Source organism: Paenibacillus sp. FSL P2-0121 (assembly GCF_037975345.1).
GTDB classification, from domain to species: Bacteria; Bacillota; Bacilli; order Paenibacillales; family Paenibacillaceae; genus Paenibacillus_AQ; species Paenibacillus_AQ odorifer.
In genome coordinates, this window is record NZ_CP150245.1 from 2,896,059 (window position 1) to 2,913,307 (window position 17,249).

17 protein-coding genes are annotated in these 17,249 nt (G+C 45.5%); 13 read left to right on the top strand and 4 right to left on the bottom strand.

What is annotated here, in order from left to right; all coding sequences use genetic code 11:
• Positions 1-2: 2 nt before the first annotated feature.
• Positions 3-602 (bottom strand): 30S ribosomal protein S4, encoded by a 600-nt coding sequence (rpsD, locus tag MKY54_RS12705; protein WP_036686147.1) that lies wholly within the window; start codon positions 600-602, stop codon positions 3-5.
• A gap of 400 nt (positions 603-1,002) precedes the next feature.
• Between rpsD and MKY54_RS12710 the strand changes: the two genes are divergently transcribed.
• The 5 genes from MKY54_RS12710 to MKY54_RS12730 all read left to right on the top strand — a co-directional run bounded on the left by MKY54_RS12710 (position 1,003) and on the right by MKY54_RS12730 (position 6,763).
• Positions 1,003-3,006, top strand: a complete 2,004-nt coding sequence (locus tag MKY54_RS12710; RefSeq protein ID WP_076219420.1) for a sensor domain-containing diguanylate cyclase — start codon at positions 1,003-1,005, stop codon at positions 3,004-3,006.
• An 867-nt stretch (positions 3,007-3,873) separates the two neighbouring features.
• A complete protein-coding gene (locus MKY54_RS12715; RefSeq protein ID WP_339190659.1) occupies positions 3,874-4,701 on the top strand; it encodes a hypothetical protein in 828 nt (275 codons plus the stop codon).
• Between the two features lie 95 nt (positions 4,702-4,796).
• Positions 4,797-5,912, top strand: coding sequence for an aminopeptidase (locus MKY54_RS12720; protein ID WP_036686152.1), 1,116 nt, complete (start codon positions 4,797-4,799; stop codon positions 5,910-5,912).
• A gap of 106 nt (positions 5,913-6,018) precedes the next feature.
• Positions 6,019-6,264, top strand: coding sequence for an HPr family phosphocarrier protein (locus MKY54_RS12725; protein WP_036686154.1), 246 nt, complete (start codon positions 6,019-6,021; stop codon positions 6,262-6,264).
• Positions 6,265-6,466: 202 nt separating this feature from the next.
• Positions 6,467-6,763 (top strand): YlaN family protein, encoded by a 297-nt coding sequence (locus tag MKY54_RS12730; protein WP_036686156.1) that lies wholly within the window; start codon positions 6,467-6,469, stop codon positions 6,761-6,763.
• Positions 6,764-6,850: 87 nt separating this feature from the next.
• Here the strand turns inward: MKY54_RS12730 and cax are convergent, their stop codons facing one another.
• Positions 6,851-7,921, bottom strand: a complete 1,071-nt coding sequence (cax, locus tag MKY54_RS12735; protein ID WP_076304153.1) for a calcium/proton exchanger — start codon at positions 7,919-7,921, stop codon at positions 6,851-6,853.
• Positions 7,922-8,075: 154 nt separating this feature from the next.
• On the opposite strand from cax, the gene MKY54_RS12740 reads away from it, so the two are divergent.
• Entirely contained in the window at positions 8,076-8,441 is a 366-nt protein-coding gene (locus MKY54_RS12740) for an Asp23/Gls24 family envelope stress response protein (protein WP_019911482.1), read from the top strand.
• Positions 8,442-8,529: 88 nt separating this feature from the next.
• On the opposite strand, the gene ftsW is transcribed toward MKY54_RS12740, so the two are convergent.
• Positions 8,530-9,771, bottom strand: coding sequence for a putative lipid II flippase FtsW (ftsW, locus tag MKY54_RS12745; RefSeq protein ID WP_081388260.1), 1,242 nt, complete (start codon positions 9,769-9,771; stop codon positions 8,530-8,532).
• On the bottom strand, positions 9,768-10,115 hold the full coding sequence (locus tag MKY54_RS12750; RefSeq protein WP_036686159.1) for a YugN family protein: 348 nt from the start codon (positions 10,113-10,115) through the stop codon (positions 9,768-9,770). Before MKY54_RS12750 ends, ftsW begins: the two co-directional genes overlap by 4 nt.
• A gap of 239 nt (positions 10,116-10,354) precedes the next feature.
• On the opposite strand from MKY54_RS12750, the gene MKY54_RS12755 reads away from it, so the two are divergent.
• The 7 genes from MKY54_RS12755 (at position 10,355) to MKY54_RS12785 (ending at position 17,148) form a co-directional block, all read left to right on the top strand.
• The gene (locus MKY54_RS12755; protein ID WP_076301804.1) at positions 10,355-11,536 is read left to right on the top strand and encodes a M20 family metallopeptidase; all 1,182 of its coding nucleotides are present in this window, start codon (positions 10,355-10,357) and stop codon (positions 11,534-11,536) included.
• 63 nt (positions 11,537-11,599) lie between these two features.
• Positions 11,600-12,031: a CBS domain-containing protein gene (locus MKY54_RS12760; RefSeq protein WP_076129131.1), complete on the top strand. Its 432-nt coding sequence runs from the start codon at positions 11,600-11,602 to the stop codon at positions 12,029-12,031.
• A gap of 119 nt (positions 12,032-12,150) precedes the next feature.
• On the top strand, positions 12,151-13,863 hold the full coding sequence (locus tag MKY54_RS12765; protein ID WP_076280364.1) for a DNA repair helicase XPB: 1,713 nt from the start codon (positions 12,151-12,153) through the stop codon (positions 13,861-13,863).
• On the top strand, positions 13,860-15,785 hold the full coding sequence (locus MKY54_RS12770; RefSeq protein ID WP_076308139.1) for a helicase-associated domain-containing protein: 1,926 nt from the start codon (positions 13,860-13,862) through the stop codon (positions 15,783-15,785). The genes MKY54_RS12765 and MKY54_RS12770 overlap by 4 nt, the downstream gene beginning before the upstream one ends.
• A 20-nt stretch (positions 15,786-15,805) precedes the next feature.
• Positions 15,806-16,243, top strand: a complete 438-nt coding sequence (locus MKY54_RS12775; RefSeq protein WP_076308138.1) for a YlbF family regulator — start codon at positions 15,806-15,808, stop codon at positions 16,241-16,243.
• Between the two features lie 40 nt (positions 16,244-16,283).
• On the top strand, positions 16,284-16,547 hold the full coding sequence (locus tag MKY54_RS12780; RefSeq protein WP_036686170.1) for a YlbG family protein: 264 nt from the start codon (positions 16,284-16,286) through the stop codon (positions 16,545-16,547).
• Positions 16,548-16,710: 163 nt separating this feature from the next.
• Entirely contained in the window at positions 16,711-17,148 is a 438-nt protein-coding gene (locus tag MKY54_RS12785; RefSeq protein ID WP_076129159.1) for a hypothetical protein, read from the top strand.
• The last annotated feature ends 101 nt before the right edge of the window (positions 17,149-17,249 follow it).

Genomic DNA, 17,249 nt, shown 5'->3' on the forward strand with positions numbered 1-17,249 from the left:
TATTAACGGTTGTAGAACTCGACGATTTGTTTCTCATCGATATCCTGGGAAAGCTCGGAACGTTCTGGCAAACGAATATATTTACCTTCGAAAGATCCTTCAGCATATTCCAGGTAAGCTGGAAGGTGGTTACGGTTAGCAAGAGCTTCTTTAATGGAAGCCATGCCTTGGCTCTTCTCGCGAAGACCGATAACGTCGCCTAAGCTTACACGGTAAGAAGCGATGTCGACTTTTTTGCCGTTTACAGTTACGTGTCCGTGGGATACCAACTGACGTGCTCCAGCACGGGAGTTAGCAAATCCAAGACGGTAAACTAGGTTGTCCAAGCGGCTTTCAAGCAAGAACATGAAGTTTTCGCCCGCAAGACCTGGAAGTTTTTGTGCTTTAGCGAAGAGAGTACGGAATTGTTTCTCTCCCAAGCCGTACATGTGACGCAGTTTTTGTTTTTCCAAAAGCTGCATTCCGTAGTTACTTACTTTTCTGCGTTGGTTAGCGCCGTGTTGTCCTGGTGGGAAAGGGCGTTTCAGGTCTTTGCCTGTACCGCTAAGGGAAATGCCCAGACGGCGGCTGAGTTTGAATTTAGGTCCGGTGTAACGTGCCATGTTATAGTAGACTCCTTTATATTTGAAATTTCAGGTTAGGGCTCTATTTGCGCCGCATTTCGTATCCGTGATTAGCATTATTGGCTTCCACACTACCAGGGAAGTTCAGCCGCTGCCCTGGCAGTAACGAAATGCGTGAGGGTGACACAACGTTACGCCCAAGTAAGACTTGTTACAGTCTTGTTCAACAATAAATATTATATGAAAGTAGCATATAAAGTCAAGCGCATATTAAAAGAGTTTTTGTCATTCTTTGTCGTTAGTTCTTTGGTCCTAAAAAAAATCCCGGAAATAAGGAAAATATAATGCAATACACAAAGAAAGGGAGTAAAATATAGTTAATTAGATGTTAATTGGGAAGGTTTTTTTTCTTAAATGAGAAGCAAAGGGGATCTTCGTTATGTCAGAACAGAAAGCATACGCTTCTCAAGACAGTCGTATGCTGATACAGGACAAATTGCACACTAGTAGAGATTCCGAAGATCCCACCGCCTGGCTTAGGGAAACGGAAATAGTGTCCCATGACTTCCCATATTTGGCCAATCTGATTGCAGACAGCTTCGAGGAATGGATCGATGGGCTAGAGGCTCTACCATTCGCTAAATCATGGGATTGGTGTGTGCTGAATTTTGAAGGCAGATATTTTGCTAATATTGCCGATCAGCAAGAACGATGGAGGCACCAATGGGAGCAAGCGGCTGCAGCTAGTTTACTTTCTGGCGCAACCTCATCTGTTCAACTTACGGTGCAGGGTCAGGATATGAGCTTTTTTACTATACCGCTCATCACTCGCGTTGACAAAGAAATTTTTGCCTTCCTGGGCTGTGCTATGCCGACACAACAATATTTAATGGGTGGACGAGATACTGCTGAGGCTATATCTTTGCAGTACAGGACCATATTCTATCATAAGTTTGAACATATTTTTGTAACTGATCTTGCGAGTGTTCATCAACATGCTGAACGTGAGAGCAATCGCCGCTCCTTGTTATTTCAGATCGTTCAGCGGATGCATGACAATATTGATGTGAACGCTGTGCTTACGGAGGTTATAGATAGCATTTCTGCAATGTACCCTGGTGCTAGGCTTGAGCTGTTTATGTCGCAAGATCACCGCAGCACTCATCCGCAGGTCAAACCTTTACCGTTTCAGATGTCCAGTGATGATGTCTGCGCTAGAGCATTTAAAGACGGCCGTGTTGCTCTGAACACCAACACTGAAGATCAACACATTGTAGAGATTGGTCTTCCGCTAGGCGGGAAGCAAGGGGTTTATGGCGTATTCCACATGGTGATGGATAACTCGATCTTTATGGATGTAGATTTACGGTTTCTCTCGATGGTGGCGGATACCGCAGGTACTGCTTTTGAGAATGCCAAGCTGTATGAACGCTCCAATCAGCTCATTCGTGAGCTGCGTATGAGTAACGAACTTACACAACGGCTGAATCAGAGCTTGCGTTTAGGGGATATTTTTCAATTTGCGTTTGAAGAGCTGCTTGAGATGTTTGGCGCTGACTACTGCTGTATTTTACATATGAACGAAGAAAAGGGCGGGCTAGAGGTTATTGCTTGCAATCATTCCTCCTTGCAAAATGAAATTTTAGAAGTAGGACAAGGTTTAGGCGGGAAGGTCTATACTACTGGGGAATCATTAATCATGTCTAACTACATAGATAATCCTAATACTACTTCTCGTTTAATGAATGCTACCGGGTCGCAGTCGCTGATTGCCACACCTTTAAGTGTAGGTGGTGAAGTGCGTGGTGCCATCATGTTGGCGCATCGCGATGCCCATTATTTCTCTTATGACAATTACAGATTGCTTCAGGCGATGGCGGGGCATATTGGACTAGCTGTAGGGAATGCAAGGCTGCATGCCGAAGTTAGACGTCTAGCGAACAGAGATAGCCTAACTGGACTTTATGCTCGTCATTATCTGGACGAAGAAATAAAGGAACGGCAGTCTACAGATTTTTGCGGTTGCTTAATTGTTGTGGATATCGATCAGTTCAAGATGGTGAATGATACCTATGGTCATCAAAAGGGCGACAAGATCTTAAAAGAGGTCAGTGAAATTGTGAAGTCCTCCATCCGTCAAGGGGATATTGCTGCGAGGTGGGGTGGAGAAGAACTGTCGGTCTATTTACCATTAATGGGAGTAGAACAGGCAGTAAATGTGGCTGAACGTATTCGTAAGCGAGTGATGAATGAGACCGAACCTAATGTAACAGTGTCCTGCGGTATAGCGGAATGGAGCTGGATGGACGAACGTGTAAGCGTCGAATCCCTGTTCTATCGAGCAGATATGGCACTGTATAAAGCTAAGAACAATGGGCGTAACCAAGTGATCGTTGACACTAAAGAGAATGGCAGCGGTGTGAAGGGATTGCCTCATAAGTAAAAAAAATAGCAGAGCAGCGGTTCTCCCGTTATTGGAGAGTCGCTGCTTTTTGTTTTGGCAGATGGCTTGCTGCTTCGACTGTGTATCAAATATGCCGCTGCGATGCATTCGGACTCAGATGACGCTATTGGCGTGTATTTTGCCTTTGGGGCATGTTTTCGGACACCAGAGACACTATTGCTTGGAAAAAGACTCATTTTGTGCGTTTTTAAGGTCAATAGCTGCGCTGGAGTCCGTTGGTATGGGAAATATCGGGAAATGCTGCGTTAAGGGTCAGCTGTGTCCGATAGAGATAACGGCGTGGCGACTGCAACGGTCATATTCGCGCATTAGCATTTGAACAGCGGTTCTCCCGTAATAAGGAGTTGCTGGTCATTGTTTTGTTAGTTGGCTCGCTGCTTCGACTGGTGTATTCATCATGCTGCGAGGCCTTCGGACTCAGATGACGCTATTGGCGTGTATTTTGCCTTTGGGGCATGTTATCGGACACCAGAGACACTATTGCTTAGTAATGGGGGCATATCGGGCACAATTCGGGTAAATAGCTGCGCTGGAGTCCGTTGGCATACGAAATACCGCAAAATACTGTAATTAAGGTCAACTGTGTCCTATAGAGACAACGGCGTGGCGACTGGCAGCGGTAACTTCGTGAGTCTGAAGGTGGTATGTACTGACATTCAGAAGCAAGCGACGAACGCGCATAAGCTAGAGCTTAGAGCAATGTATGAAAACCGATAGCAGCAACGTATTTGCATCTGTATAAGGCGCGCAGGAAGGGAGAACCCTATAGTGGGCTGTAAAGTAAAATACTCCAAGAAAGGCCTGATGACCGTGAGAAAGTCATTATTACTGAAGGGGTTAGTTCTTATGATTTTTACCTTGTCCTGCGTGTTCAACAGCGGTTGCAGTGTTATTAGAGACAAACCAGCCAAGGAAGATCTAAGTTTGGTGTTAGCGGGTATAACGGGCAGCGATGGGGTTACTTTTAAAGGGTCAACCATGCTTACAAAGGGTGGAAAGACCGTTCCGGAATCCATGATATTTTACGAAGGCACAGTACAGGACCATAAGAAGGTCAATCTGTATACACTGCTTCCTGATAAATCCTCATCCACAAAAAAATCAGCAAATAGCGCTAAAGATTTAAAAAGCAGCATCACTTCTATGAAAGCTTTCCATAGTCAGCTAGAGAAAAAAGAGGGGGAATGGGTAGCGTTGACCACTGAAGGTTCCTCTGAGGACGGAAATCCGCTTGCTTTGCTTAATCCGTTGAAACAGCTGGAGGAGCTGCAATCCATGGAGGCTAATGTGACTGAAGATGCGGGTGCAGGCAGAGGGACAAATGTGCTGCGGATCGAGCTGACGCCTGCTGAGGCCAGAAAGCAGCTGACTGCTGAATTGGAAAAAGAGATGCAAGACCTTCGACCTGAAACACCAGATTCTGCAGGAAAAATAACAAAGAACGATCAGGCGGTTACGCAAGCTTTGGTGGAGCTATGGGAGAAGAAAAATAATGAATTACAGCAAAAGCTGAAACAAGCTAATGTTGAGACTGTCTACCATTTAACCGTTGATACAAAACATAATCTGCCGAGAAAGCTCACCTTAAATCGTAAGGTTACCTACTCGGAAGCGGGGAATAAATCTGATAATGAAACTTATGTATCACAGGTGAATTTTTCAGGCTTTCGTTGATTTTCACATTATCCCACAGGTCTTGCGCTCCATACAGGGCGTGCTACAATAGAAAAGCTTGCTTATTTTTTAGACAGAGGAAGGAAGAATACACAATGAAAGATCCCAGAATTCAAAAGCTGGCAGCTAACCTAGTCGGTTATTCTGTAAATGTCCAGCCAGGCGAGAACGTGCTCGTCGAAATGATTGGCAATGAAAGAGATTTAATCAAAGCTGTTGTAGAGGAAATCGGCAAGGCCGGCGGTCATGCTTTTGTACAATTAACAGATCGTACAGTCCTGCGCAGCATGCTTAAATACGCAACTCGTGAGAGTCTTCAGACATGGGCTGAAATTGACTTGAACCGGATGAAGCAAATGGATTGTTATATCGGGATTCGTGCAGGTGAGAATGTGAACGATCTGTCCGATGTTCCTGAAGAAAATATGAAATTGTATAACTCGCTGTACTCTCATCCAGTGCATAGCGAACAACGTGTGAAGCATACGAAGTGGGTAGTACTGCGTTATCCGAATGCGAGCATGGCTCAGCTTGCGAATATTAGCACTGAAGCGTTTGAGGACTTTTATTTCGAAGTGTGTAATTTGGATTACGCCAAGATGGACAAGGCTCAGGATGCTTTAGCTGATCTCATGCGCAGAACGGATAAGGTACATATTTTGAGTGCTGGAACAGATCTTAAGTTCTCGATTAAAGGAATCGGTGCAGAGAAATGCTCCGGGCAAAAAAATATTCCGGATGGCGAGGTTTACAGCGCCCCAGTTCGCGATTCTGTAAATGGAACGATCAGCTATAATGCACCGTCAGTATATAATGGAGTGACCTTTGAAAATATCAAATTCAAATTCGAGAACGGAAAAATTGTTGAAGCCACCAGCAATGACTCCGCCCGTTTGAACGAAATTTTGAATTCAGATGACGGAGCACGTCATATTGGCGAATTCGCTATTGGTTTTAACCCTTACATTCTTCACCCGATGAATGATATTCTTTTTGACGAAAAAATCGCAGGCAGCCTGCACTTTACGCCAGGACAAGCATATGATGTTACAGATAACGGTAACCGCTCCTCCATTCACTGGGATCTTGTGTTGATCCAACGTCCCGATTATGGCGGCGGTGAAATTTATTTTGACGATGTATTGATCCGTAAGGATGGAATTTTTGTGTTGCCGGAACTCGAAGGTCTGAATCCTGAAAACTTGAAATAAAATGTAATAACAAGAAAACTCCTTGCACAAGTAAGCGGATTCAATGTATCATAAGAAATGATAACAAAAGACTAAAGTTTTATAATCAAGTTGCGGAGGGATTTCTATGTCCAGTAACAATGCGGCAATTGTCGATATTGCCCAAACGGCAGGCCAGTTCAACTCTTCAATCGTTCTTCAAGCGGACAACAAGTACATTGATGTTAAAAGTATCCTTGGTTTGTTCACTACTTTGGTATCCAGCCAAAGCTATGAGCTTCATGTTCATGGGGCAGATGCTGAAGAAGCTAAGAAGGCAATGACTGAAGTGTTTGCAAAACACGGTTTGAAATTCACAGTTGTTGCTGAGTAATAGTCGTGCTAAAAACGTCCTACCGGTTTTCGGTGGGGCGTTTTTTCTAGAAGTAGATACGAAACTTGATAGGATAACGCAGCAGGTTCTTTTAAATATATGGTTAGTATAAACTGAATTGTTGTATTGATACCGGATTTCGTCTAATATTAAGTAAAATAGTAAAAGCAGCTTAACTTTTGGACATGGGGGGGATAGAGGCATGACTTCATCGGAATTACAGGAACAGTATAATCTTAAAGCAATCAATCTTCTACAAGAAGATGCCGATAAAATTCAGCAACTTATAGAAGTGCAGATGGAGAATCTGGCAACACGCTACTGCCCTCTCTATGAGGAAGTGCTGGATACCCAGATGTACGGTTTCTCCAGAGAAGTGGATTTTGCGGTTAGAGCAGGTTTGGTCCCAGAGATTACTGGTAAGATGGTACTAAGTAAGCTGGAGCGTAACTTAGCAGTACTCTACGAGGCTTTGAACAACAAAGCGAAGGAAGAATAAATATCGGTTTCTTAAGTATTTATAGAAGCGCACATGAGGACGAATCGCTCATGTGCGCTTTTTGTTGTGTACAATGGTTAATAATGATTATACGAGATAGAAGGAGACTCCTAAAATCAGGTAGACCGTTAATAACAAGAGACCCTCATACCAGTTAGTCGAGCCGTCCTGAGTAATTGATTTGGCAATAAAGACAGCTACACCGATGGCGACAATTTCGATGGTCGTAAAAACTATGTCCATTGTATCACCCATGAAATAACTGGCGAAGATTAGGACAGGTGCTACGAACAGGGCGATTTGCAGACTGCTTCCAACCGCAATTTCTACTGCTGCACCGATTTTGTTCTTCATGGCCAGCATAATGGCTGCACTATGCTCTGCGGCATTACCGATGATAGCTACGAGGAACGCACCTACAAACAGCTCGCTGAATCCGAAACGTTCTGTCAAAGTCTCTAACGTTCCTACCAGCCACTCACTCACGAAGGCTACCATTACAGTGGCAAGCACGAGATAAAGGATGGATTTGTTTCTGGACCAAGCAGGGGCATGTTCATGAGCTAATTCTTCTTTACCCTCTTCTGTAACGTCCTCTAGATGTTTCTTATGCGTGATCATGGAGAAGATTAGCCAAGCTATGTACGAAGCGATGAGCAGCCCGGCAACGATTAAACTGAGCACATCGGTATCCTTCTCCGTAATAGAGTGGGTGGTAAAGAACATAGCGGGAACAAATAAGGCAATGACGGCAACGATCATCAGGGAGCCATTCATTCCGGCAAGGGTTACGTTGAAGTTCTGAACTTTGAACTTCATCCCGCCGGCGAAAATACTCAATCCTAGAACAAGCAACAGGTTGCCGATAATAGAACCGGTAAGACTGGCTTTGACCATGTCGAACAATCCTTCCTTAACCAGGAAGAAGGCAATGATTAGCTCAGCAGCATTGCCGAAGGTGGCGTTTAGGAAGCCGCCCAGTCGTTGTCCGGCATAATGAGCTACACTTTCAGTGGCCCGGCCGAGAAAACCAGCCACAAACACCACAGCGATTGCTGAGAGAATGAACTGCAGGGTATGATCCCAATCGGCATAATGGCCGATCGCACTAAGGATAAAGGCGATACCCATCAGTGATGGTGAAATCCATTTTTTCAATGTAAAGGACACTCCTATCTATGTATTTAGATTGAATTCATAATCAATATACCCAAATTGTTCCTAGGTGTAAACGAGAAAGCGATAAAGTGATTTGCTTTTTAGCCTGTTTTGGAATTACAATAATTGATAATGAGTGTAGGGGGGATATGGCATGGCAGAACAACTTCAACTGGAAATGGGAAATATACGAATTTCAAATGACGTCGTCTCAAAAATTGCCGGTTTGGCTGCCTTGGAGACTCCGGGAATTGCAGCCATGTCTGGTGGCCTGTCAGAAGGCTGGGCGAAACGTCTAAGCGGTAAGAACGTTCAGAAGGGCGTTACCGTTGAAGTAGGACAGCTGGAAGCAGCAGTAGATCTACGAATTATCGTTCTCTATGAAACACCGATCCACGAAGTGTGCCGGATGCTTCAGCAGAACGTACGTGAAGCTGTGGAGAGCATGACTGGACTTCATATTGTTGAGGTAAATGTCAAAGTTGAAGGCGTAGCTTTCAAGAATGATGAAATCTCTTAAAAAACTTGTACACAAAAAAGCAGTCCAAGGTTAATTCCCTGGGCTGCTTTTTTATGTGTAAATTCCCTAACCTCCGGCTTTATAAAGCTTACCGGGAACGAACCTGTCTAACCGTTGTTACAGATTTCGTTACTTCCTCTTTGGCAGGAAGGTTGGTTTCTCTTGAGATGCTTAGCATAATTCCCATGCACAGCATGCTGACAAGGAGTGAAGAGCCCCCGTAGCTGATAAACGGCAAGGTAACGCCGGTAAGAGGGATTGTATTGGTTACACCGCCGATATTGACAAAGGCCTGAATGGCTATGAGGCCCATAATCCCAATTCCGACGAGCGTACCAAAGGGATCCTTACACCTTAAAGCGATTAGAATACCTCGCCAGATAAAATACAAATATAACATCAAAAATATGGAGGTCCCAAGAAAGCCGAACTCTTCACCAATTACGGGGAAGATAAAGTCCGTATAAGGGTATTTTAGATAGTCCAGCTTTTGAATGCTTTTGCCGAAGCCGGAACCACTTACTCCACCTTGGCCAAGAGCGGTTAAGGATTGAATAATGTTATAACCATCACCCTCAGCAACCTGATAAGGATCTAAAAAGGCAACGATACGACCTTTTCTATAATCCTGAGTGTCAGTGGCTTTATCGGATGGAGATAAGGAATCAATCGCTGCTTTGGCGCCTACAACTAGTCCTACACCCAGCACTAGCAGTGCTATAGAGCCCAGAATATGCTTCATGCTGGCACCGCCGGCATAAATAACAAGTCCGCTGGTAGCTACGAGAATGAGGCAAGAACCTAAATCCGGCTGCATCATTATAAGTCCGGCAACAATACCCACGATGACCATTACAGGGATATATCCTGTACGGAAATCTCTAAACCGTTCACCTTTTTTGGTGATGAGTGCTGAGATATACAGGATAATCGATATTTTGGCTAATTCGGTGGGTTGAATTCCAAGTTTTCCGATACTAAGCCAGCTCTTGGCACCATTAATTTTTTCAGAGAAGGCTACCACGAGCAGAAGTATAACGGTGATGATAAAAATAGGTACATACCACTTCTTAAACTTACTGTAGTGAATGTTCATAGCTATAAACATAACAACGGTTCCGAGTACGATCCAGATCACTTGGCGTTTAATGAAATATAGAGGGTCATTACCGAACTTCGAGCTTGCTAAGGTTAAGCTTGAGCTAGCACTGAAGACCATGACTAGACCGAAACCCACAAGTAGTAGTGTTAAGATAAGTAGTTGGAAATCGGGTGTTCCTCTTTTGGGCAGGCTGACATTTTGTTTCGTCGTTCCCTTTCTGTTACTCAAGCCTCTAACAGCTGCTTTAATTCAAGAATCCGCTTAGCAGCAGTGTCCAATACTGGTTTTGGCACCGGAGATTCATATTCCAGGCCATGAGGGAAGGTTGCTTTTCCTAAGTATACGGCTTCAATTGCAAGTACGGCATCAGACTTCTCTAGCTTTCCCTCGACAGCGCGAGTGTTAATGCGTAGGAAGTATTCGCCACCATCCTGTGGGTCTTCAATTTTGCAGTCGTAAGTGGCACGATAGTATTCCCATTGCCAGCGGATGAAGCCAGCTTTTGTGGCACTCTCGTCCAGATAGAGAAGATCACTCTTCAATCCTACGAGGCCCGTGTTCTCAAAAATCATAGCACGCATATCCCCCTTATGAAGTATAATGATGAATTTCTGATCCGATTGCTGATGTTCTACCTCATGATAGTATGTTTCTAAAGGTTGTGCAAGAGTAGGCAGTGCCTAACAATACCCAGTTTTTTGCGTTTCTGCTACAATAAAAGAATTATAGTCGTTCGCGGCTGGAACAAAGTGAACAGGACTGCTATCGCTTGCTATGGATGCGGGTTTATCGAGAAGGGGATGGAGAACTTATGAAGAGCTTAGCGGTTGATTCGCTCATGCCGGAGATCGTAGAATGGAGACGCCATTTGCATCGTCATCCGGAGTTGTCTTTTCATGAAAAGGAAACGTCAGCATTTATAGCAGATAAGTTAGCCAAATTCGGAATTGAAGTCAGAAGAAGCGGGACAGGGTATGGTGTGCTTGGCATACTACGGGGAAAGCGGCCGGGGAAAACCGTTGTTCTTCGCGCGGATATGGACGCCCTACCTATTAAAGAGGAGAATAAGAAGGATTACGTTTCGCAAAATGAAGGGGTAATGCATGCCTGTGGACATGATGGCCACACTTCCATACTGCTCGGTGTAGCCTCTTACTACAGCAGCCGGCTTGAGGAGCTGGAAGGCGAGCTGCGTTTTCTTTTTCAGCCCGCAGAGGAAGTATGCCCAGGAGGGGCGCAGGGAATGATTGCCGAAGGCATGTTAGAAGGAGCGGATGCGGTGTATGGTCTGCATCTGTGGACTCCATTGCCTATGGGAACTGTAGGGAGTGCTCCGGGACCGTTGATGGCATCTGCGGACGAGTTTTTTATAGATATCATTGGCAAAGGCGGACACGGCGGCATGCCGAACCGTACCATTGATAGCATCGTGGCGGGAGCGGCGCTGGTGACCCAGCTCCAGAGCATTGTAAGCCGCTCTGTGAACCCGCTGGAGCCCGCTGTACTCAGTGTAGGGACCATCCAAGGAGGATTCGCCCAAAATGTCATTGCCGAGCAATGCAGGATCACAGGGACAGTACGGGCATTCGACGAGGAGACACGGCATTTGATACGCCAGCGAATCGAAGAAATGACCGTTTCTATTGCCAGCGCTTACGGGGCAGAAGCTAAGATAGATTACGTTATGGGATATCCTCCCCTCGTAAATCACGATGGTGAAGTGCAGCGGTTTTTCGAGGTGGCCCCAGCGGCTTTAGGAGAATCTGTTGAAGTGATTCGGATGGAAAAGCTGATGCCAGCTGAGGATTTTGCCTATTATGTTAAGGAGATTCCAGGCTGCTTTATGTTTGTGGGTGCCGGAAATCCGGATAAAGAGGCTGACTATCCACATCATCATAGCAAATTTGATTTTGACGAAGATGCCATGCTGCACGGAATGAAGCTGCTCATTGCTATGGCGAATTCCTGTATGCGTGAGAACACAATCGTATAATTTCGTTTCATAGAGGAGAACCTATTCCCATAACATGGAGACCATGATTAGGAGGGTTCATTCTTGAAGACAGTGAAAGAGGTTATGACGAAGGAGCCTGCAACGGTTACGCTGCAAGATAATGTGTATGAAGTTGCCGTGAAAATGCGAGATTATGACACTGGATTTATACCTGTTGTTGATAATGAAGAACATAAGACACTGCTCGGTGTAATTACTGACCGCGATCTCGTGATTAGAGGTTATGCGGCTAAACATCCTGGTTCAACCTCAGTGGAAACTGTAATGAGTAAAGAGATTCAGGCCGTCTCGGAGAATACTTCAGTAGATGAGGCTGCAGAGTTAATGGCTGGCTGGCAAATTCGCAGGCTGGCGGTGACACGTGACCAGAAGCTGGTGGGCGTAGTGTCGATTGGAGATCTGGCTGTGCGCGACATTTTTGCGGATGAAGCTGGTGAAGCCCTCCATGATATTTCGCAGCAGCACTTACATTAAATAGTCAGATAGGGAAGCTCATGACCGTTATGCGGGGATGGGCTTTTTCCTGTTATATGAAAATAAACAAAATTACATAGCGCAAGCTTAAATCACTTGAACACTAGGGAGGAAAAGCTATGAATGGATCAGGAGCTTGCATCGTACGCAGGGACCGGACAATTTTACTGGAATGTGCTCATCCGGATTTTGAGGTGGCAAGGAAAAAGCTAGGGACCTTCGCGGAGCTGATAAAAAGTCCTCCTGCTTACCATACCTACCGAATTACCCCTTTATCTCTTTGGAATGCAGCTGCGCTTAATTATACTGCTGAGGAGATTATCACTAGCCTGCATCACCTTGCACGCTGGGGTGTTCCCACAGGATTGGAGGAGGAAATTGAAACTCTTTTGTCCAGATATGGAAAGCTGACTCTTCATGGCCAAGAGACTCAGAATGAGGTCGTTATGTTAAGAGCGGATGCTCCTGAGCTTTTGAATGAATTGAGTGATGTACAAGGTCTAAAAGCGTTGGGTCTACTGAGAATAAATCCTCTGGAATGCTCGTGCCCCGCGGAGAATAGAGGGCTTTTGAAACAAGAGCTGATGAGATTGGGGTATCCAGTTCTCGACTACGCCGGATATCATGAAGGGCAAGCGCTTAGCTTGACCTGGAAGGAGAATCTCGATACCTGCAAGGCTGATTCGGCAAACGATTCATTTGGCTTACGTGAATATCAGCAGGAGGCCGTTCAGCTGTTTCAAGGGACAGAAGGACAAGGGGGAAGCGGTGTGGTGGTGCTGCCTTGTGGCGCAGGGAAGACAATTGTAGGAGTAGCAGTACTTGAAAGTCTCCAATGTGAAACCCTGATTTTAACTTCAAATACAACGTCCGTAAGGCAATGGATGGATGAATTGCTGGAGCGAACAGATTTGGCTGGGGAGGCAGTTGGTGAATATTCGGGTGAAAAAAGAGAAGTGCGGCCAGTCACCATTGCCACCTATCAAATATTAACGCATCGTTCGTCCAAAGACGGTCCGTTTCTCCATATGAAGCTGTTTAACGAACGCAATTGGGGCTTGATTATATATGATGAGGTTCACCTGCTTCCAGCGCCTGTATTTCGGGCTACAGCAGACATTCAGGCTACACGTCGACTGGGGCTTACAGCCACTTTGGTTAGAGAAGACGGGAAGGAAGGGGATGTGTTCTCTTTAATCGGACCGAAACGCTACGATTTGCCTTGGAAGGAGCTGGAGCAGCAGGGCTGGATCGCTGAAGTGGAATGTGTAGAGATCATTGTGCCGATGAATCCGGAGCTTAAACAAGAATATATGTACGCGGCGGCAAAAGAAAAATTTCGTATGGCTTCCTGCAATCCTGCCAAAGCTGAAATTGTAGCCAAGCTTCTAAAGGTCCATACAGGTTCTTCGGTGCTGGTTATTGGACAATATCTCGACCAGTTAAGTGAACTGGCTGACAGGATCGGGGCGCCTTTAATTACCGGCAAAACGAAGCAGCGTGAAAGAGACGAGCTATATGCGGCTTTTAACGAGGGAGATATACAGGTACTGGTGGTGTCAAAAGTAGCGAATTTCGCGGTGAATTTACCTGACGCGTCAATTGCTATTGAAGTCTCGGGAGCTTATGGATCACGGCAGGAGGAAGCCCAGCGACTAGGTCGAATCCTCCGTCCCAAAGCGGGGGAGAATAAAGCCTATTTCTATACACTGGTATCTGAAGATAGCCGGGAACAGGATTTCGCTTTGCGACGCCGGATGTTTTTGACTGAGCAGGGCTATGAATATGTCGTTAAAAAGATGCCGAGTGGAGAGGAGAGAACCATCCATTGAACCAGCTGTCTACAGAAGCATTAGAGGTCTTAAAGCGATTATGTGCAGCTTATGCTGCCCAGCCGTTTGAGGAAGGGAAGGAAGAACGATTGCGCCCTGTGGCGCTTTGTCGTGCTGAGCAAAAGCTTGCAATGAACGAATTGCGCCGCGAGGGGCTGTTAACTGCAAGGCATAAAATATTAGGCGAAAAGCTGTACCAGATTCCTGTTGATCAGCTGCCGGCAATTGAACAAGAATTTTTCCCGTATCAGCCGCAATTCATTGCCGGGCATTTAGTGAGTCTTACCATGGAAGCAGGAGCCGGACTGGCGATAGATTTGTTTCGGGCTTTGCTGTTCACCGCTTGGGAAGGGTTGCCGCTGACAGCCAAGGGGATTATTCATAAAAAGCATCTTAACCGCTTAGCGGCGCAGCTCTCTTTTGGGGAGGAGCATTTGCAAGGGCTCTCCGTAGGTTCTCTATTAGAGGAACAGAAAACTCTTTCTGTCATTGTGACGGTAGACATCCTGCTGTGTCTTGGACTTATCCACAGGCAGAACACCGGATACACGCTTGATCTGGAGCTGTTGGATCGTTGGCTGCAGCTTCCTGAAGCGACGATGAGTGACATTCTTTATGGGATAGTAATTAATCGCTCTGGAAGCGTGGGGCCAGCCGATCAACATTTTCGTTATATAATTTCTAATGCAGATTTTATCCCCGGGAAATGGATAATGCTGCCCGCACTATTAGACTGGATGATGGCTTCTAATCTCACAGGTAACGTTGCCCGTAATGAGCTTGAGAAGTCAAGCTTGAACTGGTTACGTTGTTTAACAGGCTTTGGCTGGTGTGAACTGGGAGAAACCGCTGAGGGCATGTTGTGTTTTCGCTGGACCGCTGCTAAGCCAATGCTATCTGCTGAGAGGGGATCATTCGCTGCTGTTGGGTCTGGAGATACACAGGAACAGTTTATTGTGCAGCCGGATTTCGAGGTGCTGGTTCCACCGGAGGTCCCCTATTCTGTACGATGGACACTGGCTGGCTGCGCTGAGCTCCAGCAAAGTGATACGATATGGAGCTTCCGGCTGACGAAAGAGAGGTTGGAACTTGCAGCTGAGCGTGGAATGTCACCAAATGACATCATCTCCTGGATAAGTGAGCATGCAATGGGCGGGCTTCCTTCGGGGGTTCAAATGTCCCTTGAGCAATGGGCAAAAAGCATTGGCCGTACTTCACTATCGCAAGTAATTCTCTTGACCTGTCAGACGGAAGCCGATGGAGCTGCTATCGCAGCTCACCCGCGTTTACAGGAGAATCTTGAACGTATCGGTCCTTTACATTTCATAGTGGACCCGGAATATATGGAACAGATACGAAAAGAACTGTACTCCGCGGGGCTAGCGCCTTCCAGAATCATTGGAGGACAAGGGGAGGATCCAAACGTAGGGTGGAGTTGGTTTCCTCATGAAACAGGAAACCCCGAGGCAACGTATGTTCTTCCAGAGCTGAATGTAGAACTAGGATTGCTGTCCAAAGGGAATCCTTTTCTTAACCTGCCGGTTATTGCTCCTGAACAAGAGGAGGAGATTCTCTTCGGTGGAGAAAATGTACCGCGGATCTGGAGCAAAGAATGGCGGCATTATCATAGCTCGACTGCACAAAAGGTGATGGAGCAAGGGTTAAGATGGGGAGTCAAGGTGCGTTTTGCACTAAAAGATCAGACGTTAGATTTTATCCCTTCCCGCATAAGCGGAAATCCATGGAGAGTTTCCGGACAGCTGCTCTATCATGATGGTGAAACGGTTGAAGATATAGAGCTCACTCCGGAAGACTGGAAGGAAATGAAGTTAGTTATTCCCAAAGGACGAAGAAATTCCTCTTCTGCTCAAGCGAGTGATTATGGTATGATAGAAAAGTCTACTGAATCGGTAGATCATTAACGAAGAAAAGAGCTGAGTTCATGAGCGTAGCTGAAATAAATACGGTCGATATGGCTGAAGTGCTGACATACGCCTATGAATTAGGCGATATGATTAATCAATCCGCCGAGGTGTCGGATTACTTATACTGGAAAGGACGGGTTGATACGAACCCCGAAATTCAGGCCATGGTCAAACAACTTCAGACTAAGAAGGAGTTGTTTGAAGAAACACAGCGATTCGGACATTTCCACCCGAATTATCATTCAGCAAAGGATGAGGTTTCGGCAGTAGAAGCGGAACTGGAGCGGTTCGAAGAAGTTGTTCGTTTCAAGCTGGCAGAGAAGACCCTTGACGACATTCTGCATTCCATGTCGGAAGCGATTGCTTTTTCAGTATCCGATAGCATTAAAGTACCAAGTAATGATCCTTCCCCTAAAGGTGGATGCGGCAGCGGGGGGAAATGCTCCTGCGGATAAGCTTCCCTTAGGATTTAGAGAGAGAAAGGCGGTTTAGCTTATGTTTGCGGAACGGACAGGATACATCATTTGGGTAAGTGACGTTAAAGCGGCACGTAACCTTGAGAAATACGGAACATTACATTATGTTTCTCGGAAAATGCATTATGCAGTTATGTATGTAAATGCAGAACGGGCCGAGGAAGTTATGAAGAATGTCCGCAGACTCTCCTATGTGCGAAAGATTGAAAGATCTTATCGTAACGAAATTAAGACAGAGTATACTAGTAATGGACCGGACAAGTCCCGTAATTACAGTATGTGATTCCAGGAGATAAACAGGCGCTTAAACAGCGCCTGTTTTTTTATGCTTATTTACAAAAAAACGCCATTACTCTCGACGGTAGAAACTTGTACAACTTTCGGCAATGAGGTAAGATGACAACATTAAGTGCATACTAAGACCCTTATGGTGGAGTGTGATGATGATGCGCAACAAGGGGACGGATTGGCCCAGCACTTATGAGCCCTTCCACATCATGCTGAACGATTACAGGGTCGCCGATATCGTTATAACCAATCATGCGAAGAGCCGTTATATGGACCGCATCAGCAATGGTGCAAGCAATGCCGAAGAGGTCGCTGCATGGATGTGGCAGTGCCTAATGCAGAATCGGATCAAGCCCTTTTCAAGCAGTGATTATAACGCATATTTAATTGACGATGACTCTGTAGTAATCGCTGAGTTTACGGAATTGACAGGTGAGAGAGATCTCTCAGGCCAGCCATTATATTCTATGATCATCGTTTCGTTTCTTGGGAGAATCTCGGAGATGCCACAGTTGAGAGATTTAAAGACCTATTTTTCACTGCTGCGTAATTCTCACCGCACAAAGCTGTCGAAGAAGAAACGAAGACGCAAATAGTCTATAAAGAAACGGGCAAGAGGCATGCGGCGAGTCTGCATGTCCTTTTTAAAAATATAAGAATTTATATACTGCACGATTATAATATTCTTAAGTTTCTA

Coding starts and splice junctions, on each gene's coding strand:
- rpsD (WP_036686147.1), bottom strand. CDS start 602: ATGGCACGTTACACCGGACCTAAATTCAAACTCAGCCGCCGTCTGGGC.
- MKY54_RS12710 (WP_076219420.1), top strand. CDS start 1,003: ATGTCAGAACAGAAAGCATACGCTTCTCAAGACAGTCGTATGCTGATA.
- MKY54_RS12715 (WP_339190659.1), top strand. CDS start 3,874: ATGATTTTTACCTTGTCCTGCGTGTTCAACAGCGGTTGCAGTGTTATT.
- MKY54_RS12720 (WP_036686152.1), top strand. CDS start 4,797: ATGAAAGATCCCAGAATTCAAAAGCTGGCAGCTAACCTAGTCGGTTAT.
- MKY54_RS12725 (WP_036686154.1), top strand. CDS start 6,019: ATGTCCAGTAACAATGCGGCAATTGTCGATATTGCCCAAACGGCAGGC.
- MKY54_RS12730 (WP_036686156.1), top strand. CDS start 6,467: ATGACTTCATCGGAATTACAGGAACAGTATAATCTTAAAGCAATCAAT.
- MKY54_RS12740 (WP_019911482.1), top strand. CDS start 8,076: ATGGCAGAACAACTTCAACTGGAAATGGGAAATATACGAATTTCAAAT.
- MKY54_RS12750 (WP_036686159.1), bottom strand. CDS start 10,115: ATGATTTTTGAGAACACGGGCCTCGTAGGATTGAAGAGTGATCTTCTC.
- MKY54_RS12755 (WP_076301804.1), top strand. CDS start 10,355: ATGAAGAGCTTAGCGGTTGATTCGCTCATGCCGGAGATCGTAGAATGG.
- MKY54_RS12765 (WP_076280364.1), top strand. CDS start 12,151: ATGAATGGATCAGGAGCTTGCATCGTACGCAGGGACCGGACAATTTTA.
- MKY54_RS12775 (WP_076308138.1), top strand. CDS start 15,806: ATGAGCGTAGCTGAAATAAATACGGTCGATATGGCTGAAGTGCTGACA.
- MKY54_RS12780 (WP_036686170.1), top strand. CDS start 16,284: ATGTTTGCGGAACGGACAGGATACATCATTTGGGTAAGTGACGTTAAA.
- MKY54_RS12785 (WP_076129159.1), top strand. CDS start 16,711: ATGCGCAACAAGGGGACGGATTGGCCCAGCACTTATGAGCCCTTCCAC.